Source organism: Stenotrophomonas sp. As-7, from assembly GCF_030291015.1.
Taxonomy (GTDB): Bacteria; Pseudomonadota; Gammaproteobacteria; order Xanthomonadales; family Xanthomonadaceae; genus Stenotrophomonas; species Stenotrophomonas lactitubi.
The window spans coordinates 3,602,640-3,617,078 of sequence record NZ_CP127405.1 but is presented as its reverse complement, the minus strand read 5'-3'; the positions used below and the strand labels follow the sequence as shown (position 1 = coordinate 3,617,078).

Genomic DNA, 14,439 nt, shown 5'->3' with positions numbered 1-14,439 from the left:
GCTCCGCTGATCGTGGCGGGCATCACCGCATCCGTAACGGCGCGCCTGACGCGCCGGCGGTCCCCGCACGCAGCATGGGCGGGTTTGATCCACCTGGGCGTTTCAACTCCCTATCACTGACGAGGAGCCATCACCATGGCAACCAAGAAAGCTGCGAAGAAAAAGCCCGCCGCCAAGAAAGCGGTGAAGAAAGTCGCCAAGAAGGCCGCTGCCAAGAAGGCAGTGAAGAAGGTCGCGAAGAAGGCGACCGCCAAGAAGGCAGTGAAGAAGGCTGCCAAGAAGGTCGCCAAGAAGGCCACGGCGAAGAAGACAGTGAAGAAGGCTGCGAAGAAGGTAGCCAAGAAGTCCGCTGCCAAGAAGGCCGTAAAGAAGACCGCGAAGAAGGCCGTCAAGAAGGTAGCCAAGAAGGCCACCAAGAAGACTGCCAAGAAAGCCGCCAAGAAGACCACTGCCCGCAAGCCGGCCAAGAAGGTCGCCAAGAAGGCAGTGAAGAAGGCGGTAAAGAAGACCGCCAAGAAGGCGGTGAAGAAGACTGCGAAGAAGGCCACCAAGAAGGCTGCCCCGAAGAAGGCTGCCAAGAAGGTTGCCAAGCGCAAGCCGGCCGCCCGCAAGAAGAAGGCCGCCCCGGTGGCCCTTCCGGCAACGCCGGCACCGCTGATCTAAGCACCTCCCGATAGCCGTACCCTGAGACCCCTTCCCCGACTGCCCAGCGGGGAGGGGGTTTTTTTATGGGCATCAGCGTTGGCTAGCTGCGATGGCCAGCTGCTTCACCGGGAAACCGCTCGACCAGGAAATCCACGAAGCTGCGCAGCCGGGTCGAGTGATAACGGTCGTGCGGATAGACCACGTGCGTGGGCCGACCGCGCTGACCAAGTTCCGGCAGCAACGGGACCAGGCCACCCGCATCGATGTCCGCTGCCAGCAGCAGGCTCGACTGCAGGATGATGCCCAGGCCCTGCAGCGCGGCCAGCCGCAGCGCTTCGCCGTTGTTGATCTGCAGGCGTCCTGAGGGCGGTTGCACCGCCGATGTTGCCTCGTTGCCCAGCCAGTGCGACAGCGCAGCCGGATCCAGCGACAGGCATTGATGCTGCTGCAGCGCCTGCGCGCTGTGCGGCGTGCCATGCCGCGCGAGATAGGCCGGTGATGCACACAAGGTCAGCCGGTAGGGGCTGAGCGGACGCGCTACGAGATGGCTGGTGTCGGCAAGCGTACCGATGCGGATGGCAGCCTCGAATCCCTCATCGGCCAGTTCGACCACGCGATCGGTCAGGACCAGTTCGACGCTGACCTCGGGGTAGCGGTCCATGTAGGTCGACAGTGACGGCACCAGCGCATGCGTGCCGAAGATCACCGGTGCACTGATCCGCAGCGTGCCCGCCGGTGCCAGATGGTGATGTTGTGCCTGCGCATCTGTTTCCTCGACCAGGCGCAGGATCTCCTTGCAGCGGCCGTAGTAGGCCTCACCGAAAGCGGTCATGTGCTGCCGTCGCGTGGTGCGGCTCAACAGCTGCATGCCCAGCCGTTCCTCCAGGGCGCGCAGGTGCTTGCCGGCCATCGTCGCGGAGATGTCCAGTGCCGACGCCGCGGCACTCAGGCTGCCCTTTTCCACGGCCAGCACATAGACCTGCATGCTCTCCAACAGGTTCATCTGACACCCCGGGTTCTGAATGTTGAAACCTCGCTGGAGTTTATCAATCGAGGGTATTCAAAGAGCATGTCCGCACGGCCAGATGGGCCGTCAGAACCTGGCAGGGCAACACATGAAACTGGATCTTGAAGGACGTACCGCGCTGGTCACCGGCGCAGGCAGTGGCATCGGCGCCGGTGTCGCGCGGGTGTTGGCGACGTTGGGTGTGCGCGTGGCGATCACTGCGCGGCGGCAGGCGCCGTTGCAATCGGTGGCGGCCGCGATCGAGGCGGCGGGTGGGCCAGCACCGGTCGTGCTGCTGGGCGATCTGACCGACACCGACGACGTGCAGCGCATCGCCAGCGCGTCGCTGGGGGCGCTGCAGCGCGTGGATATCCTGGTCAATGCGGCTGGTGGCGCGCGGCTGGCCGGGGTGGCTGCCGCAGACGACGTGTGGGACGAGGCGATGGCGCTGAACTTCTCGGCAGCAAGACGGTTGACGCAGGCGTTGCTGCCGTCGATGCGGGCCAATGGCTGGGGGCGTGTGATCAACCTCAGTGGGTCGATGGAGCCGCGCGCGGTGAATGCCGCGAGCCCGGCGAAGGCGGCGCTGCATCTGTGGAGCAAGGGGCTGTCCTGCGACGTGGCAGGCGAGGGCATCACCGTCAACGCGATTGCACCAGGGCGTATCAACAGTGCGCAGATCCTGGATCGACTGCATCCCACCGAAGAGAGCCGGCGTGAGTTCATCGCCCGCAACATCCCGATGGGGCGTTTCGGCGAACCGGAGGAGGTGGCGCACCTGGTCGCGTTCCTGGCCTCACCGTTGGCGGGGTACATCACCGGCGCGGTGATTCCGGTGGATGGCGGAATGCACTACTTCGCCCACTAGCGCTGCGGAACGGTAGAGCCGAGCCAGGCTCGGCTGCTTGAATCAGCCGAGCATGGGCTCGGCTTTGCAACAACAAAAAAAGGGCGACCCGAGGGCCGCCCTTCTGCTTACGGTCGAGCTCGCCAGTTCAGCGCGGCGAGGCCACCGCGCGGTTGCCCGAGGCGCCCTTGCCCTTGCGCTTGTCCTGCTGTGCCGGGGCGGCGCCCTCGGCCATCAGGTTGTCGCTGCCGAAGTCGGTGTCCACGTCCAGCCAACGCTGCGACGGCAGGCCGAGGGCGGCGTCGAGCACGGTCGGCAGCAGGCCGCTGGGCAGGCCGCTTTCACCGTTCCACATGATGGCGATGCCGAGGTCGCGCTCGGGCACCAATGCCACCAGGCCGCGGTAACCCTGCACGGCGCCGGCATGGAACACGACATCGTGACCGGCGTAGTCGAAGGTTCGCCAGCCGAGCGCGTAGCCGGCCGAGTGCAGGCGTTCGCGGCGCCAGCCCGAGCGCATCTCGCCCGGCGTGTTGATCAGGCTGGAGTGCAGGGTGGCCAGCAGCGGCGCCGGCAGCACGTCCGGGCGGTGGCCGGTATGGGCCAGCAGCCACTGCGCCATGTCACTGGCACTGGCGTTGACGCCGGCAGCCGGGGCAACGCGGTAATAGGTCGGCTTCGGCGTCAGCGATACCCAGCCGTTGCGGCTGCGCACGTGCGGGCGTGCCCAACGCGAGCTGGCCTGGATGCCGGCCAAGCCGAGGCTGGCATCGTTCATGCCCAGCGGCTTGAAGATACGGCGTTCGACCGACTGCTCGTAGAAGCTGCCGGAGGCGGCATACACGACATCGCCGATCAGGCTGAAGGCCACGTTCTGGTAGGCGTAGCAGTCGCCCGGCAGGCACTTCAGGCTGGTGTTGGCCAGCTTCTGGGTCAGCGCGTAGTACTCGGCATTGCCTTCGATGTCGCGGTCGTAGGCGTTGTACGGCAGGCCGACGCGATGGCTGAGTACATCGGCCACGGTCAGGCGGTCGGTGGCCTCCGGCGAGTTCAGGCGGAAGCCCGGCACATAGTCGGTGACTTTGCTGTCCCAGCGCAGGGTACCGTCGTTGACCAGCAGGCCAGCCATGGTGCCGGCGAAGGCCTTGGACAGCGACGCCAGGCGGAACACGGTGTGGGCGTCGACCGGCAACGGGTTGTTGACGTCGGTGACACCGTAGCCGCGCGCGCTGAGCACGCGACCACCCTGCACGATGGCCACCGCCATGCCCGGCACGCGCTCGCCATAGGTGAGCTGCTGCGCCATCGATTCGATGTTGGCGACGTTGAAACCGGCGGCCGGCAACTGCACCTGCGGCACCAGGCCGGTGCGGTAAGCCGCCGGCTGAGTGTGGGGGATGGCGCCACCGGCAGCGGTCTCGATGTTGGTCGGCATCGGCGGCAAGGCCGGCGGGGTCTGCGCGGTGGTGGACAAGGCAAGGGGCATCAACATGCCCAGCAAACCGGTGGCCGCCGAACGGATCGGACGACGCAGGCTGTTCTTTTTCATCGGTTGGAACCCGTGCGCGACTGCTGGGGATGATTCTAGCGCCGCTTTTCGCCTGTGCACAAACAAAGCGAAGATGAATGCGCATCTCGTTGAAAAAGTTGGATTTTTGACGCCAGAAAAGCGGGTATCAGAAGGTGTCGTGCGTGGGATGCCGTGACACTTCGTTGCAGCCATCGGTGCGGCCTGCGCTGGCGATGTTGCAGTGCATTGGATAACGTACGCGCTTCACTGCCCCCGGAGCCTGCCATGCCGCTGTCCAACCGCCGTTCGCTGGCGAGGGGAGCCGCGTGAGCGCGGCCACTGCGGGCGGTCCGCTGAAGAAGCTGGTCGCAGCGCTGCGCGAGTCGCCGGCGCTCTGGTGGTCGTTCCTGTACTTCTTCTGCCTGCTCAGCGGCTACTACGTGCTGCGCCCGGTACGCGAGGCGATGGCCGCCTCGGCCGACCTGGAGACGGTGTTCCCGCCGGTGCTGATCGCCTGGTTCGCCAGCCACGGCATCGCGCTGAAGGACTTCGTCCTGCAGTTCCTGTTTTCCTGCGTGTTCGTGATCATGCTGGTGCTGCAGCCGGTCTATGGCTGGCTGGTCAGTCGCTTCCCGCGGCGGGTGTTCCTGCCGGCGGTGTATGGCTTCTTCATCGCCACCCTGCTCGGGTTCTATGCCCTGTTCGACAGTGGCATGCCGGGGCGTGGCATGGCGTTCTTCTTCTGGATCACCGTGTTCAACCTGTTCGCAGTGGCGGTGTTCTGGAGCTTCATGGCCGACGTGTTCTCCAATGCGCAGGCGCGGGCGTACTACGGCTATATCGGTGCAGCGGGTACCGTCGGCGCGTTCCTCGGTCCGATCATCACCAGTGCGCTGGTGCAGCGCGTCGGCATCGCCAACCTGATGCTGGTGTCGGCCGGCTTCCTGGCCGTCTGCCTGCTGTGCATCTGGCGCCTGCGGCATTGGGCGGTGCTGCGCGAGCGCGAACAACAGCTGGTGTCCGGTGAGCAGCCGATGGGCGGCAGTGTGCTTGATGGCCTGAAGCTGATCGTGCGCGAGCCCCTGCTGCGCTGGTTGGCGATCATGGTGGTGTTCGGCGTGGGTGTCGGCACGTTGCTGTACAACCAGCAGGCCGCCATCGTGCGTGCCTCGTTCACCGATGCGGCTGTCAGTACCGCGTTCTTCTCGCGCATCGACCTGGCGGTGAATGCGCTGGCATTGCTGATGCAGCTCGGGCTGACCCGTTGGCTGCTGTCGCGCCATGGCATCGCACCGGCGTTGCTGATTCCGGGCTTTGCGATCCTGATCGGCTTCTCGGTGCTGGCCGCCTCGCCGATGCCGCTGATGGTGGCGGTGGTGCAGGTGATGACCCGCGCCAGCGAATTCGCCCTGGCCAAGCCAGCCCGCGAAACCATCTACACCCGCGTGGACCGCCAGTGGCGCTACAAGGCCGGTGCGGCCATCGACACCGTGGTCTATCGTGGTGCTGACCTGAGCTTCGCCTGGCTGCACAAGGGGCTGTCCCTGTTCGGTTCGCACGTGGTGTTCATCGGTGGCGTGGTGGTGGCTGCCTGCATGACCGCTGCGGCGTTCGGCGTGCTGCGCGAAGAAAAGAAGCTGCCGCGCGACCGCTGATTTTCCGGGGTCAGATCCCTTTCCCGCAGGGAAAGGGATCTGACCCCATTCTCCATCCCTGTTCAAGGAACCGCCCATGTACTGGATCGCGCTCGCCCTGACCCTGCTGGTCGCACTGCTGCACGTTTATTTCCTGGTGCTGGAGATGTTCCTGTGGACCCGCCCGCTGGGCCTGAAGACGTTCCGCAATACGCCGGAGAAGGCGGAGACCACGCGCGTGCTGGCGGCCAACCAGGGCTTGTACAACGGCTTCCTGGCGGCAGGCATCGTGGTGGGGCTGGTGCTGGCGCAGCCGGTGCTGGTGACGTTCTCGCTGGCGTGCGTGGTGGTGGCGGGGTGCTATGGCGCGTACAGCGTGAGCCGGCGCATTTTCATGATCCAGGCGGTGCCGGCGATCCTGGCGTTGATCCTTCGCGCGGTGGCGTGAGTTTCCAGCCAACGGCGCAGCCCCTCGTGGGTGGGTCGCGTAGAGCGGGTCATGTGGTTGGGTCGGGCGGGTTGGGTTCGCGGGGGACGCCGCAAGTACGTCCATGTAGGCTTGGCCGCGGCATCCACGCCGCGGACACCCCCGCGAACCCAACCCGCCCGACCCCCGACAGTTTCCGTGCGCGGCCAGCCCACGGAGAAGAAAAAGAAGATCAAGAGCAACAGCGGGTCGCTGCGCTCGTGGGTTCTGCGCGCATGAAAAAAGCGGCCACCGGGCCGCTTTTGCTTTTGCTTTTGCTTTTGCTCTTCTTTTTTCTCTTGCGTGGGTGGACGCCGCAGAGAACTGTCAGAGGCCGGAGGGCTGGGGCCGGGCGGGTTATCCGCGCCATGGATGGCGCGGCTAAGCCTACAGGGACGTACTTGCGGCGTCCCCGCCTGGCCCCAGCCCTCCGGCCCAACCCATGACCCGCTTCCAGCGTCCCACCCACGAGGGGCTGCGCCGTTCGCAGGAACATCACTTCGCCGGCGACACCCACATGTCGATCACCGCACTGAATACCTCCGTGCCCGCGCGGTCGCGCACGCTCACCGTCACCGGCAACGCGTAACCTTCGGCCGCCACCACGATCGGCTGCGCCGGCAACGCCACCGCATGCAGCGTGCCGCGGGCCTTGGCCAGGTACTGCACCTGCATGCCCTTCGGAATCCAGCGCATGCCCTTCGGCAGCGACGCATCCACCATCAGCCCGGCGGTCAGCTCGGCCAGGTTGCACATCGCGATCGCGTGCACCGTACCGATGTGGTTGCGCACCTTGCGGCGGTCGGCCAGCGTGCCCTCGCAGCGGCCGTTCTCGAGAAGAGTGATGCGCGGGGCGATGCTGGCGAAGTAGGGTGCCTTGAAGCACACCGCGCGCGAGAACAACCAGTTGCCGGCAGGCCAGCGCTGCAGGCGGTGGTAAAGCGTAAGCAGTGGAGCAGACATCGCGTGTCTCCCTAAAGAAACGGCGGACCGAAGTCCGCCGTTGTCGTTTACATGGTGGCTGCGATCACGCGGCCTGCGACTGCGCGCCCTTCTGTTCGCGCTTGTAGTAGCCCGCCGAGCGCAGCTCTTCCGGATCGAAGTCGTCCACGGTGATGGTTTCCAGGGTGAGCGTGCGCAGCTCCTCGAGCAGGGTGCGTTCGTCCTGGGTGATCACGCCTTCGGCCACGGCCTCGTCCAACTGGGTGACGAAATCCAGCGCTTCGATGCCCTTGGTCTTGAGCGCCTTGATGAACTTGCGCTCCACCGGCTCGGCCATGATCGCCTTGCTCAGGTAGCTGTTGATGCGGCCACCCGGATTGTTCTCGCACGGGGTCAGGAACACACCGCTGGCGAGGCGGTCGCGGGCTTCGTTCGGTGCCATCAGCAGCGCAGCCACGCGACGGCTCAGGCGGTCGCCCGGGGCCTCGGCACGACGGCCCAGCGGGAAGATCAGTGCCCACATCAGCCAGCCGATCGGACGGATCGGGAAGTTGCGCAGCGCGGCCGACAGCGATTCCTCGATCTTGTGCACGCTGTCATGGAAAGCCCAGGCCAGCAGCGGCTGGTCGGCCTGCGGTGCGCCTTCGTCGTGATAGCGCTTGAGCATGGCGCTGGTCATGTAGACGTGGCTCAGCACGTCGCCCAGGCGGCCAGACAGCGATTCCTTGAACTTCAGCTTGCCGCCCAGCGTCATCATCGAGATGTCGGCCATCAGCGCCAGGTTGGCCGAGTAGCGGTCCAGCTTGCGGAAGTAACGGCGGGTGTAGGCGTCACCCGGGGCGGCACCGAAGCGCGCGCCGGTCAGGCCGAACCAGAACGAACGCACGGCATTCGAAATGCCGTAGCGGATGTGGCCGAACAGGCTGCGGTCGAAGTCCTGCAGGCCGGCACGGGTGTCCGGATCCTGCGCGGCCTTCATTTCCTTCAGCACCCACGGGTGGCAGAGGATCGCACCCTGGCCGAAGATCAGCAGGCTGCGGGTCATGATGTTGGCCCCTTCCACGGTGATCGCGATCGGTGCGGCCTGCCAGCTGCGGCCGGCGAAGTTGCGCGGCCCCAGGATGATGCCCTTGCCGCCGATCACGTCCATCACGTCCGAGATCACTTCACGGCTCATGTTGGTGCAGTGGTACTTGGCGATCGCCGACGGCACCGACGGCACGTCACCGCGGTCCACAGCGGCAGCGGTGGCCTGCGACAGCGCGCTGATCTTGTACGCCTTGCCACCAATGCGGGCCAGCGCTTCTTCCACGCCTTCGAAGCGGCCGACCGACAGGCCGAACTGCTTGCGGATACGCGCGTAGGCACCGGTCACCACCGCGCCGGCCTTGGCACCGCCACTGGCGGTGGAGGGCAGGGTGATCGAGCGGCCGACGGCCAGGCACTCGTTGAGCATGTTCCAGCCCTTGCCGGCCTTCTCGGCGCCGCCGATCAGCTGGGTCAGCGGGATGAAGACATCCTTGCCACGGATCGGGCCGTTCTGGAAGGTCGAGTTGAGCGGGAAATGGCGACGGCCGATTTCCACACCGGCGGTGTCACGCGGCAACAGGGCCAAGGTGATGCCGATATCGCGGGTGGTGCCGATCAGGCCATCCGGGTCGTACATGCGGAAGGCCAGGCCGATCAGCGTGGCCACCGGGGCCAGCGTGATGTAGCGCTTGTCGAAGGTGAGCTTGACGCCGAGGACCTGCTCGCCGTTCCACTCGCCCTTGCAGACGATGCCGTAATCGGGGATCGAGGTGGCGTCCGAGCCGGCGAACGGACCGGTCAGGCCGAAGCAGGGCACTTCGCGGCCATCGGCCAGGCGCGGCAGGTACTGGTCTTTCTGTTCCTGGGTGCCGTAATGGTTGAGCAGCTCACCCGGGCCCAGCGAGTTCGGTACGCCAACGGTGGAGCTGACCACGCTCGACACTGATGCCAGCTTCTGGATCACCTTGTGGTGGGCCAGCGCGCTGAAGCCCAGGCCGCCGTATTCCTTCGGAATGATCATGCCGAAGAACTTGTTCTTCTTGATGAAGCTCCACAGTTCCGGCGGCAGGTCGGCATGGACGTGGGTGATCTCCCAGTCGTTGACCATCTTGCACAGCTCTTCGACCGGGCCATCGAGGAAGGCCTGTTCTTCAGCACTCAGCTGCGGCTTGGGGTAGTTCAGCAGGATGTTCCAGTCCGGGTCACCGGTGAACAGTTCGCCTTCGAAGCCGACCGAGCCGGTTTCCAGGGCGATGCGCTCGGTCTGCGACAGCGGCGGCAGCACCTTGCGGAACACCTTCATCATCGGGCCGGTCAGCAGCGGCTTGCGGATGAACGGCAGCAGCAGCGGCACGACGATCACGGCCAGTACGGCAGCAGCGACGATCGTGGCGGTCTGGTTGACGTAGGGAATGAACCAGCAGGCGACCAGCAGGGCCACGCTGATCAGCGTCCAGGTCAGCAGGCGCATGCGGTGGTAGGCAACGAACGCGCCTGCCAGCAGCAGGGCGAGGAAGGGAATGACGAGGCTCATGAGCGTGCTCCGGTGACGTGCTCGTTTATGGCGGACGAAGCTGCAGCATCCGCTGCGGGCAACACGTCCAGATAGTCCAACACAGTAGCGGTAAAGGCGTCGTTGTCATCACCGGCGACCATGTGCGTGGCCTGCGGCAACTGTACGTGGCGCGCGTGCGGCGCCAATGCCAGGAATTCGGCCACCGTCTGCGGGGTGACCAGGTCGCTGCGGCCACCGCTGACCAGCAACAGGGGGCACTTCACCTGGCGCGCGGCCTCGGCCAGTGCATCCTGGTGCTGCTCGCTGTCGCGGGCCAGTTCGGCCACCAGGCGCGGGTCCCAATGCCAGCGCCAGCGGCCGTGGCCATCTTCGCGCAGCAGGGCGCGCAGTGAATCCTCGGATTTGCGCGGGCGGTGCGGCACATAGGCCGAAATCACGTCGGCAGCCTGCGACAGCGAGGCGAATCCTTCCGGGTGCGCGGTCATGAAGGCAAGGATGCGTTCGACGCCAGCGGTGTCCCAGCGCGGGGTGATGTCCACCAGCACCATGGCCGAGAACAGCCCGGGCCAGCGTGATTCGGCCAACAGGCCGAACAGGCCCCCCATGGACGCGGCCACCAGCACCGGCGGTCGCGGTTGCTCGCCGGCCAGCACGATCAGGTCATCGGCGAACTGCTCGCCGTGATAGGCCAGATCGGCTGCATTCCAGTCGGAATCGCCATGGCCGCGGGCGTCGTAGGCCAGAGTCTGCAGGCCAGCGGCCGACAGTGCTTTGGCCGTGGTCGTCCAAGCGTGGCGGGTCTGGCCAAAGCCGTGTGCGAACAGCACGCGTCCGCGACGGCCGGAGGTGCTGGCAGTTGCAGCCAGCGAGGCGCCGTGGGCAGCCTCCAGGCGCAGGTCATGGAATGCAGCGGGAGTAGGGGACATAACCATACTCGCTAGTATGGATTGCTTCTGCAGGAAGTCAATACTGCACGGTATGGTGCGCTGCAGGAATCCCTTCTGTCCCGGTTGCCGACGGTTTCGGCCGCAACCGCGTACTGCAACGAACCCCGGCGTATGGTTAAATCAGCAAATGAATCAACCTGACGCTTCCGCCGGCGAACCGCGTGCCGGCCGCAACAGCCGCCTGAGTGCCGAAGACTGGGCCCAGGCGGCCCTCGATCTGATTGCCGAGCAAGGTGTCAGCGCCGTCGCGGTGGAGCCGCTGGCGCGCCGCCTTGGCGTGACCAAAGGCAGTTTCTACTGGCACTTCCCCTCGCGTGACGCGCTGCTGCAGGCCGCGCTGGAACGCTGGGAACTGTTCGAGCAGGAACAGGTGTTCGGCAGCCTGGAAGACGTGCCGGACCCGCGCGTGCGCCTGCGCCAGCTGTTCCAGATGGTGGCGCACGAAGTGCAGCCGCACATCATCTACAGCGAGCTGCTGAAGGCCCTTGACCATCCGATGGTGCGGCCGGTGATCGACCGTGTTTCGCAACGCCGACTCGATTACCTGATCGCCTCGTTCCGCCAGGCCGGGCTCAGCTCGACCGATGCGCGCCATCGTGCGCGCCTGGCCTATGCAGCGTATGTGGGCTTCCTGCAGTTGTCGTTGCAGCTGCAGCAGCCCAAGCAGGCGCGCGAGGATTTCGAAGCGTACGTCGAGCATCTGATCGATACGTTGATTCCGAACGGCTGAGGCTTTTTTCTTCCGCTGCATGCAGAAAGGCCGCGGCAGTGACGCGGCCTTTTTCGTTGTCGATGACGCCAGCGACGAACGCACAAAAAGCAACGGCCCCTTTCGGGGCCGTTGCTGCATCAGCTGATCAATGAATCGATCAGAACTTCTGCTTGTACTGCATGTACATGTAGCGGCCCGGCAGGTCGTACTGCGGGTCGAACATGTTGTACGAGGTCGAGTACGAGACCGGCGGATCCTTGTCCCACACGTTGTTCAGGCCGACCATGATGGTGCCCTTCCACGGAGTGTTGTAGCGGAACTGGATGTCGTGGTAGGTGGTGGCACCCATGTGGTTCTTGCCGTTCTGGCCATCGGAGCAGTAGCCGACCAGATCGGAATCAGCCACCGGATCGAACGGGCAGTCTTCGGTCATGCCGGACTTGTAGCGCAGACCATAGTTCACGCCGAAATCGCCGTAGCTCCAATCAACGTACAGGTTGGAACGGACACGCCAGTACGGATCCTGGTCGAGATAACGGCCGGCGCGGCCATCCAGCGGTGCATCCTCGGTCGACTTCGTGTCCCACTTGGACAGGTAGGTGCCGTCCAGGCTGATGGTGAACTGACCGAACGAGGTTTCAGGCAGCTTGTACAGGATGCCCAGATCCCAGCCTTCCACCTTGTACGACGACAGGTTCTGCAGCGGCATGTCGACGTTGGTGATCGTGTAGCGCTGGGTCGCAGTGCCGTAGTTCGGATCACGGGTGATCAGGCCACAGTAGGCGGCCTGTTCCTGCGGGGAGCCACCGTAGCAGCGATCCATGATGTCCTGGATCGCCGGGCGGGTGATCGCGTCTTCGATCTTGATCTGCCACCAGTCCAAGGTCACGTTCAGGCCCTGGACGAAGCTCGGGCTCCACACCAGGCCCAGCGTCTTGCTGGTCGAGGTTTCCGGCTTCAGATCCGGATTCGACTTCCAGGTGAACGCTTCCGGCGTCTGCTTGTTGGCGCCGCTGCCGGCACCCGGCTGCTGGAAGTTTGCCGGCACGCCTTCAGCGGCACACTGCGCAGCCACCGCACCGGTGCGACGACCGCTGGAGGCCGAGCACGGGTCGGCATAGGTTTCGAACGAATCAGCGTCGCCGCGATACAGGTTGTTGATGCTCGGAGCGCGGAAGCCCTCGGAGTAGTTACCACGCACCATCAGGTCGTCGATCGGCTTCCAGCGGAAACCAAACTTGTTGTTGGTGGTATTGCCGAAGTTGCTGTACTTCGAGTAGCGCGAAGCCACGCTGAAGTCCAGCAGCTTGGCACCCGGCAGGTCAGCCAGAATCGGAATCGACAGTTCCAGGAAGAACTCGTCGAGGTCGTAGGAACCCTTGGTCGGTGCAGCACCGTTGCCGGTGCTCAGGCCAGCGGCAATGAACGCGTCCGGATCGAACTGGCCACTTTCCTTGCGGCCTTCATAACCGGCTGCAAAGCCCAGCGCGCCGGCCGGCAGCTGCACGATTTCACCGGAGATGTTGGCGTAGTAGCTCTTGGAGACCAGGCTGGCCGAGTCATGCGCGGTGAAGGAGGCGTAGTCCAGTGCTTCCTGCGAGATCGAGCCCAGCCCGCCCAGCGGATTCATCGGCACACAGCCCGGAATGACAGCGCCACCTGCGGTCAGACAGACGGCTTGGCCATCACGAATGGCCGACGGGCCATAGGCCTCGTTCAAGCGCTGGACATTGAACAGGCCATAGGTCAGATCATTCTGGTCGGTCTTGTCGTAACGGTAGCCAACGTCCCAGTCGAAGTTGCGGTCGGCGAATTCGAAGAAGCCTTCGAAACCACCGTAGAAGTGCCAGTTCTTGACGTTCTGGTTGAACGAACGGCCGCCGGTTTCATTGAAGCGGCGATTCACACCAGTCAGGTCTACACCGTACGGGTTGTACATGCTGCTGGCGCTCAGGCGACGGCCGGTCACCGGCATCGCCGCGAGCAGCTGCTCGGACTTGCGTTCGTTGTACATCGCCTCGGTACGGAAGGTGATGTTGTCGGTGACGTTGTAGGAACCGGTGGCGAACAGCGAAGTGCGCTCGTTCGGGGTCAGCAGGTAGTTGTCCGGCGAAGTGTTGTAGCCGTGCACATTGGAGTCGAACGGAGTTTCAACGCCATTGACGATGACGTAGCGCTCGTCATTGCGGATGTAGGAACCCGGGATGCCGGTGCTGCTCTGGCCGCCAAAGAACGGGGGGCCGCCTGCGGAGATCTTGCGATCACCCGCCATGACTTCCTTTTCGTTCACATAGGACACACCCAACACCAGCGATGCGCGATCGGTGGTGGTGCCGATGGTGAAGTCGGCTGCTTCACGCTCGCCGTCGCCTGCGCTGTACTGGCCCTTGTAGAAGTTCGCTTCGGCGCCGTCGAAGTTCTGCTTGGTGATGATGTTCACCACGCCGGCAATGGCGTCCGAACCGTAGATGGTGGAAGCGCCGTCCTTCAGTACGTCGATGCGCTCGATCATCGCGGTCGGGATGGTGTTCAGATCGACGCTGCCGTCCAGACCGGTGGTCCAGCGACGGCCGTTGACCAGCACCAGGGTGCGCTCGGCGCCCAGGTTGCGCAGGCTTACGCCGGCCGAACCGTCACCGCCGTTGTTGAAGGTGCGGTTCAGTGCGGCACCATTGGCGGCAACGCGCTGCAGGATGTCGGCGACCGAGGTCACGCCCTGCTTCTCGATGTCGGCGCGGGTCAGGCTCAGGACCGGCTGCGAGGTTTCGATATCGGTGCTCTTGATGCGCGAACCGGTTACCGAAATGCGATCCAGGTTGGTCGCTTCCTGCGCCTGGGCTGTTACGGACGTCGCCGCACCGGCGATCAGCGCGACGACGACAGCGTCACGCAGCTTGTTGGACTGGAAATTCATTGGCTCTCTCTCTCCAAGAAATCTTGGCTGGGGTAGTGCCTGCGCGGCGGAGTCCAAAAGAGGGCTCCAAAATCGCGAGGCTGAATCGATAGTAACGGCCCTCTGCCAAAAATTAAAGCTGTGTTAATTCACGCTGTGGTTACACGTGAATGCGCTTAGATTTCTTTTATTTCAACGAGTTATGCTGGTGCGCGGGCGGGCGCCACTGCGTCTGCCCGCCTCCGAAGCACAAAAAAGTTTCAGTTGATGCATGTCGTGATGTATCTGTTTG

The 14,439-nt window shown here is 64.5% G+C and carries 12 protein-coding genes; 6 read left to right on the top strand and 6 right to left on the bottom strand.

Features of this window, described 5'->3' with window-relative positions; translation table 11 throughout:
• Positions 1 to 135: 135 nt before the first annotated feature.
• On the top strand, positions 136 to 663 hold the full coding sequence (locus tag QP457_RS16600; protein WP_100460080.1) for a histone: 528 nt from the start codon (positions 136 to 138) through the stop codon (positions 661 to 663).
• Positions 664 to 745: 82 nt separating this feature from the next.
• Here the strand turns inward: QP457_RS16600 and QP457_RS16595 are convergent, their stop codons facing one another.
• Positions 746 to 1,648 carry a LysR family transcriptional regulator gene (locus tag QP457_RS16595; protein ID WP_205406147.1) on the bottom strand — a complete coding sequence of 301 codons (903 nt, stop codon included), beginning with the start codon at positions 1,646 to 1,648 and terminating at the stop codon, positions 746 to 748.
• Positions 1,649 to 1,760: 112 nt separating this feature from the next.
• Here QP457_RS16595 and QP457_RS16590 point away from each other — a divergent pair, with 112 nt between their 5' ends.
• On the top strand, positions 1,761 to 2,519 hold the full coding sequence (locus QP457_RS16590; protein WP_205406146.1) for an SDR family oxidoreductase: 759 nt from the start codon (positions 1,761 to 1,763) through the stop codon (positions 2,517 to 2,519).
• Positions 2,520 to 2,646: 127 nt separating this feature from the next.
• Here the strand turns inward: QP457_RS16590 and QP457_RS16585 are convergent, their stop codons facing one another.
• A complete protein-coding gene (locus tag QP457_RS16585) occupies positions 2,647 to 4,047 on the bottom strand; it encodes a serine hydrolase domain-containing protein (protein WP_180166134.1) in 1,401 nt (466 codons plus the stop codon).
• Between QP457_RS16585 and QP457_RS16580 the strand changes: the two genes are divergently transcribed.
• The 3 genes from QP457_RS16580 (at position 3,989) to QP457_RS16570 (ending at position 6,090) form a co-directional block, all read left to right on the top strand.
• Entirely contained in the window at positions 3,989 to 4,204 is a 216-nt protein-coding gene (locus QP457_RS16580; RefSeq protein ID WP_286041644.1) for a hypothetical protein, read from the top strand. The genes QP457_RS16585 and QP457_RS16580 overlap by 59 nt on opposite strands.
• Before the next feature lie 130 nt (positions 4,205 to 4,334).
• Positions 4,335 to 5,663, top strand: a complete 1,329-nt coding sequence (locus tag QP457_RS16575; protein WP_205406145.1) for an MFS transporter — start codon at positions 4,335 to 4,337, stop codon at positions 5,661 to 5,663.
• Positions 5,664 to 5,739: 76 nt separating this feature from the next.
• Entirely contained in the window at positions 5,740 to 6,090 is a 351-nt protein-coding gene (locus tag QP457_RS16570; RefSeq protein ID WP_191078159.1) for a DUF1304 domain-containing protein, read from the top strand.
• Positions 6,091 to 6,603: 513 nt separating this feature from the next.
• On the opposite strand, the gene QP457_RS16565 is transcribed toward QP457_RS16570, so the two are convergent.
• The 3 genes from QP457_RS16565 to QP457_RS16555 form a co-directional block, all read right to left on the bottom strand.
• Positions 6,604 to 7,071: a hotdog fold domain-containing protein gene (locus QP457_RS16565; protein ID WP_089236502.1), complete on the bottom strand. Its 468-nt coding sequence runs from the start codon at positions 7,069 to 7,071 to the stop codon at positions 6,604 to 6,606.
• Between the two features lie 64 nt (positions 7,072 to 7,135).
• Entirely contained in the window at positions 7,136 to 9,613 is a 2,478-nt protein-coding gene (locus QP457_RS16560) for an acyl-CoA dehydrogenase (RefSeq protein WP_099818865.1), read from the bottom strand.
• Entirely contained in the window at positions 9,610 to 10,527 is a 918-nt protein-coding gene (locus QP457_RS16555) for an alpha/beta hydrolase (protein WP_033831779.1), read from the bottom strand. Before QP457_RS16555 ends, QP457_RS16560 begins: the two co-directional genes overlap by 4 nt.
• Before the next feature lie 142 nt (positions 10,528 to 10,669).
• Here QP457_RS16555 and QP457_RS16550 point away from each other — a divergent pair, with 142 nt between their 5' ends.
• Complete coding sequence (locus QP457_RS16550; protein WP_025877807.1) at positions 10,670 to 11,272, top strand: TetR/AcrR family transcriptional regulator; 603 nt, start codon at positions 10,670 to 10,672, stop codon at positions 11,270 to 11,272.
• Between the two features lie 139 nt (positions 11,273 to 11,411).
• Here the strand turns inward: QP457_RS16550 and QP457_RS16545 are convergent, their stop codons facing one another.
• Positions 11,412 to 14,168: a TonB-dependent receptor gene (locus tag QP457_RS16545; RefSeq protein WP_205406144.1), complete on the bottom strand. Its 2,757-nt coding sequence runs from the start codon at positions 14,166 to 14,168 to the stop codon at positions 11,412 to 11,414.
• Between the last annotated feature and the right edge of the window lie 271 nt (positions 14,169 to 14,439).

Coding starts and splice junctions, on each gene's coding strand:
- QP457_RS16600 (WP_100460080.1), top strand. CDS start 136: ATGGCAACCAAGAAAGCTGCGAAGAAAAAGCCCGCCGCCAAGAAAGCG.
- QP457_RS16595 (WP_205406147.1), bottom strand. CDS start 1,648: ATGAACCTGTTGGAGAGCATGCAGGTCTATGTGCTGGCCGTGGAAAAG.
- QP457_RS16590 (WP_205406146.1), top strand. CDS start 1,761: ATGAAACTGGATCTTGAAGGACGTACCGCGCTGGTCACCGGCGCAGGC.
- QP457_RS16580 (WP_286041644.1), top strand. CDS start 3,989: ATGCCCAGCAAACCGGTGGCCGCCGAACGGATCGGACGACGCAGGCTG.
- QP457_RS16585 (WP_180166134.1), bottom strand. CDS start 4,047: ATGAAAAAGAACAGCCTGCGTCGTCCGATCCGTTCGGCGGCCACCGGT.
- QP457_RS16570 (WP_191078159.1), top strand. CDS start 5,740: ATGTACTGGATCGCGCTCGCCCTGACCCTGCTGGTCGCACTGCTGCAC.
- QP457_RS16565 (WP_089236502.1), bottom strand. CDS start 7,071: ATGTCTGCTCCACTGCTTACGCTTTACCACCGCCTGCAGCGCTGGCCT.
- QP457_RS16560 (WP_099818865.1), bottom strand. CDS start 9,613: ATGAGCCTCGTCATTCCCTTCCTCGCCCTGCTGCTGGCAGGCGCGTTC.
- QP457_RS16555 (WP_033831779.1), bottom strand. CDS start 10,527: ATGGTTATGTCCCCTACTCCCGCTGCATTCCATGACCTGCGCCTGGAG.
- QP457_RS16550 (WP_025877807.1), top strand. CDS start 10,670: ATGAATCAACCTGACGCTTCCGCCGGCGAACCGCGTGCCGGCCGCAAC.
- QP457_RS16545 (WP_205406144.1), bottom strand. CDS start 14,168: ATGAATTTCCAGTCCAACAAGCTGCGTGACGCTGTCGTCGTCGCGCTG.